Here is a 4,804-nt window from a genome sequence, read left to right on the forward strand (position 1 = left end):
TGCAGTTATATCGTACATTATGGTCTTTTAGGAACAAATAGGTAAAGTCAATACACCATTTTTGATTCATAGCATCTGCCGTAAAGTTCTGTTGAATTTTGTTTTCGAATATTTTATGTAGTTTTCCCTTCTCATATTTCGGTTTCCTGGGGCGCACAATCGATTTCAATCCAAGCATGGAATTCATATATTTATGAATGGTCGTTTTACTGTACAGGAATCCCTCGCGTTCTAAGTATACCTGCATTTGGCGGTAACCATCTACGCCATGATGGTTATGATAAATATCTGTAATTTTTGACAAAACATTCTTGCGTTGCGCATAGTAATCCGCGTTCCGATGTTTTCGGTAGTTGTAAGAAGCATTTGGGTAAATATGAAAACGTCGCAGGAGCCAACGCAAGCCAAATTCAACATGGTGTTATTCTATAAATCGATAAGCCTCTAATCGATTTCCTTTGCAAAGAATGCCGCGGCTTTTTTTAAGAAGAGATTTCCCTTTTTTGCCTCTTCCAATTCTTTTCGTAACCGGAGATTTTCTTTCATAAGATCCAATTCATTTGGAGTATCTGGGTTTTTGATGACTTTTTCCTGGCATTCTTCGCTGAATTCTCTGCACCACTTGGAGATACTGGCTTTCGATATGCCATATTCAGCAGTGATACTATTGTAAGTGCGTCCTTCTTCTAGATGAAGACGGACAATCTTCTTTTTAAATTCAGATGTGTAACTTTGTGGCATAATAATTCCTTCTCCCTTTGATAAATTGATTATAACTTATTAGCCATTACTGTTACAACTCTAGTATATCACTTCAAGACTTGCAAAGTCGGGAATGCGCCCTAAGATTAGGCGGTTACTTCCAGTGAGTACATATGAACAAATCCCTCCCTCTAGTCCAGGTTTTTGTCCGCACCCTCGCATTTATACTTTTAGATTAGCATATATTTTAAAACAAAAGTCTTAAAATATATGCCTATTATAATACTCTATCAAGATAAAATCAGCTAATTATGGAAAGAACCTATTTTACGTTTACGTCTGATGGCATTATAGCATATGCAAAAATATGTATTTAGAGTACATTTTGATTGAATACTTATATTTTTTGTGATATTCTAAAACAACAAACACAAATTATTATTTATTATTATTATATATAATAAATAAAAATAGATATATTGGAAAAAGACAGTATATTCTTCTTTCCGTGTATCGGGAGAAGAATATTGATATTGAAAAGAATTTTATTTTTGGAGGGAGAAGTATGAATGATTTTACTATATTACATTTGTCAGATTTACATTTTAATAAAGAGGGTAATAAATTATCCATTTTACATGAAAATTTGATTCGTGATATTGAGGTAGAGATGAAGGTATCGGACAATATTATATTGGTAGTTACTGGGGATATTCTAGATAAAGCAAAATATAAATACAAAGATAATGCAATTGTATTTTTTCGCAAATTATATCAAATATTGGGCCATAAAATAAAAGGATTATATATTGTGCCGGGTAACCATGATAAAATACGAAATGTTATGGATGAATTTTTAATTTTAGAGTATAATGTTCTCCAAAGACAAAGAAAAAAGCAGGAATTTTACCAACAATATTGGAATTATTTGAAAATGGCTTTTTATGAATATTTTGAATTGTTAAAGGATATATATCAAGAATTTCCTGATATAATATATCCTAAAAATATAGAGAGGAATACTTATGGTGTGGAAACAATCCAAATTAACGGAAAAAATCTTTGTTTTCTGTTATTTAATACAGCATGGAGCTGCTTGGGAGAGGATGATGAACGTCATCTTTTGTTGGGAGAGTTTCAAATGGAGGAAATTAAACGTCAATATGACATAGAGTATAATAAATTAGATAAACCTTTTGATCTGACGGTTGCATTGGCACATCATCCAATAGATTGGTTGGATGGAAAAGAAGAGAATATGATGAAGGCAGATATATTGTGTAATAATAGCTTGAATGCCAATATATATATCTGCGGACATACACATAATAGGGATGTGATTAACTGGCAGAATAACAGACATTCAATGACTACATTGGTGTCAGGGTTAGGATGGCCAGATGGAAATACAGACCATCCATATGCGCATACATATGCAAGTTATGTTTTTAATTTGGATGTAAATTCTATAGATGTATATGTCAGAAGTTCGGATGATAATTTCGTGTTTGAGCCTGATTTTCGAATTTATACGGAAAAAAGAAATAAGGAATATAATAAAATTATTATGCCAATTAACAGTTGTAAAACACAAGCATATTTTAATCTAGGAACAGTAATGAATCGTTCGCCAAAGGCCTGCTACATTACAGATGATATCGTACATGATTTGAGGGAATATGCAATATTGCTTGGAGAAATAAGAAGTTCTATGACTCATCATCTGGAAAAATTAAAAATGGATGTGTATGATAATGTGGTTTTTGATTGGATGTCAAACAAGGGTATCAAAAGGCGTAATACAATGGTGAATGAGGAACTTCTATTGCAGTGGGAAGAATTTTTATTTAGAGGGGGAAAGGTAAACAAACAATTTAAAAAAGTTTTGAAAAATAAAGAGCCATTAATGTATATGCAGTTCTCTACTTATTTGCAGCAGATATGCAGAACTTTACACGATGTTTTTTATATGAGATGGCCAAAATTAAAATTACGGGTTCATTTTAGATATTGCAAGGAAGATAAATATTTTCAACTCTGTTTATATGGAAAGGATTTTGAAAATTATATAATGGAGGAGTTAGATTGGGGAGAATTATTAGAAAAAGCATATGAAGTAAAACAACCTCTTATTGCTTCTGTAAATGAAAAATATTGTGGAGAAAGTTTTGAAAGAAATGAGAAAAAAAGTGATAATCAATGGAAAGATTTTATAACTGCTATTCCTAAATTTCAAAAAAATTATTGGATTAAGAGAGATAACTTAACAGAAGAAATTAAAATTAACAGACCATTACTTACTTTTGGAGTGACAGTTTACCATGAAGAAGACAGGAGGATTCTATATATTTTAGACTATTTAAGGATTGATGAAGTAATAGGAAATGCTATAAAAGATTTTTTGTATTATTTTCCTATTAACATTTTTTACTATGTACGTTCATTATAGTTAAAGAGGAGTTATAAATATGCAGTTTATAGGTTATTTAAAATCAAATTTGGTTCCAGGTAATAATTTAAAACAATTAGAATATAATAGTAAAATATTGGTGAATTCCAATAGGTTATACTGGCAATTATCAGAATTGAGTCGGAAGAAAGAAAAAAATCAGACAATACGAATAATATTAGAAGAGATACAAAATATAAATGATGATCAAAAATTATATGTCGAAATGAGAGTGAAAGATGCAATAGAATGTTTTGGTGATAATCTGGCTAAAGTTCCTGCCAATACTTTCATAAATATACCAACAATGTCAAGTGTTGCAGTTAGTAGAAAGTGAGAATCTTGTATGTAATCAAGAGCATAGTATTAAGAAATGAGAAACTATAAATAGTTAAGGATTTTTTGTTTTGAAAAAAGTAACGTTAATAAATTATCTGATTACACCATATTTCAGATGGGATGAGGTTTATTGATGTAAACAATCATCTGATTTTCTGGGTATTAAAGTCTGTTTCCTATTTTTCTCTCCAATGTATAAATGTTTTTAACAAGCTTATTAGCAATATAAATGATAGCTACTCTGTGTAATCTTGTTCCTATGTTGTTTGTGTTAGGTTCAATACCAGCAAAGGCAAGCATCTGAGTGGGTGTAGAAAAATTCGATAAATCTCCGTATTCAGAGTAGATGACGACGTCAGATACGGGAGCAATTCTGGAAATAGACATATAGTGGGAATATATTTCGGATGGGGGTGCACATTTTCTTGGACTGGTTATGTAACTAAACTGAGACTTTGACGATGCCCCATGGACTCATATTGTATAGAGATGTTTTAATCCACTTTGTATTATGTTGTGATATAACATAGTTGTAACGGCTCAACCTAATAAGATATAATCTTAGGAGGAAACGAGGTGTGTTATAAATAAGTCAAAACTACGAACCAGAATTCAAGAAGGAAATTATCTGCCTTCATCTTGAGGAGAGCAGATCCCTCAAAGGCCTTGCATCAGAATACGGTATACCTAAAGCAAGCATTTCTGTTTGGACAGAACAATTTCGTGTAGAATGCCAGACAAACGAAGAAGACAAAGCCGAGTATGATTATATGAAGAAGAAGCTATAACTTAAGAAACAACTTGCAGAACTCCAAAAGAAAAATGAATTAAAAAAAAGCGGCGGCATTCTTTGCGAAGGAAATCGATTAGAGGTTTATCGATCTATAGAACAACACCATGTTGAATTTGGCTTGCGTTGGCTCCTGCGACGTTTTCATATTTACCCAAATGCTTATTACAACTACCGAAAACATCGGAAAGCGGATTACTATGCGCAACGCAAGAATGTTTTGTCAAAAATTACAGATATTTATCATAACCATCATGGCGTAGATGGTTACCGCTAAATGCAGATATACTTAGAACACGAGGGATTCCTGTACAGTAAAACGACCATTCATAAATATATGAATTCCATGCTTGGATTGAAATCGATTGTGCGCCCCAGGAAGCCGAAATATGAGAGGGGAAAACCACATAAAATATTCGAAAACAAAATTCAACAGAACTTTACGGCAGATGCTATGAATCAAAAATGGTGTATTGACTTTACCTATTTGTTCCTAAAAGACCATAATGTACGATATAACTGCA

General features: G+C 32.1%; 5 protein-coding genes and 1 pseudogene. 3 read left to right on the plus strand and 3 right to left on the minus strand.

The window, feature by feature from the left end; genetic code table 11:
- On the minus strand, positions 1 to 304 hold a 304-nt coding region (locus B5E53_RS18985; RefSeq protein ID WP_162611974.1), incomplete at its 3' end, for an IS3 family transposase.
- Between the two features lie 140 nt (positions 305 to 444).
- Positions 445 to 741 (minus strand): transposase, encoded by a 297-nt coding sequence (locus tag B5E53_RS18260; protein ID WP_087317546.1) that lies wholly within the window; start codon positions 739 to 741, stop codon positions 445 to 447.
- A gap of 526 nt (positions 742 to 1,267) precedes the next feature.
- Here B5E53_RS18260 and B5E53_RS18265 point away from each other — a divergent pair.
- Both B5E53_RS18265 and B5E53_RS18270 read left to right on the plus strand, forming a co-directional pair.
- On the plus strand, positions 1,268 to 3,151 hold the full coding sequence (locus B5E53_RS18265) for a metallophosphoesterase (RefSeq protein WP_087317548.1): 1,884 nt from the start codon (positions 1,268 to 1,270) through the stop codon (positions 3,149 to 3,151).
- A 19-nt stretch (positions 3,152 to 3,170) separates the two neighbouring features.
- Entirely contained in the window at positions 3,171 to 3,488 is a 318-nt protein-coding gene (locus B5E53_RS18270) for a hypothetical protein (RefSeq protein ID WP_087317550.1), read from the plus strand.
- A gap of 164 nt (positions 3,489 to 3,652) precedes the next feature.
- On the opposite strand, the gene B5E53_RS18275 is transcribed toward B5E53_RS18270, so the two are convergent.
- Positions 3,653 to 3,877, minus strand: a complete 225-nt coding sequence (locus B5E53_RS18275; protein WP_087317552.1) for a transposase — start codon at positions 3,875 to 3,877, stop codon at positions 3,653 to 3,655.
- A 200-nt stretch (positions 3,878 to 4,077) separates the two neighbouring features.
- On the opposite strand from B5E53_RS18275, the pseudogene B5E53_RS19900 reads away from it, so the two are divergent.
- A pseudogene (locus B5E53_RS19900) lies at positions 4,078 to 4,804 on the plus strand (IS3 family transposase); the annotation flags it as partial.

This window comes from Eubacterium sp. An11, assembly GCF_002161065.1.
GTDB lineage: Bacteria > Bacillota > Clostridia > Lachnospirales > Lachnospiraceae > Anaerobutyricum > Anaerobutyricum faecale.

What these genes read in the sequence shown, in the direction of transcription:
- B5E53_RS18260 (WP_087317546.1), bottom strand. Translation starts at nt 741, where the DNA reads ATGCCACAAAGTTACACATCTGAATTTAAAAAGAAGATTGTCCGTCTT.
- B5E53_RS18270 (WP_087317550.1), top strand. Translation starts at nt 3,171, where the DNA reads ATGCAGTTTATAGGTTATTTAAAATCAAATTTGGTTCCAGGTAATAAT.
- B5E53_RS18275 (WP_087317552.1), bottom strand. Translation starts at nt 3,877, where the DNA reads ATGTCTATTTCCAGAATTGCTCCCGTATCTGACGTCGTCATCTACTCT.
- B5E53_RS18265 (WP_087317548.1), top strand. Translation starts at nt 1,268, where the DNA reads ATGAATGATTTTACTATATTACATTTGTCAGATTTACATTTTAATAAA.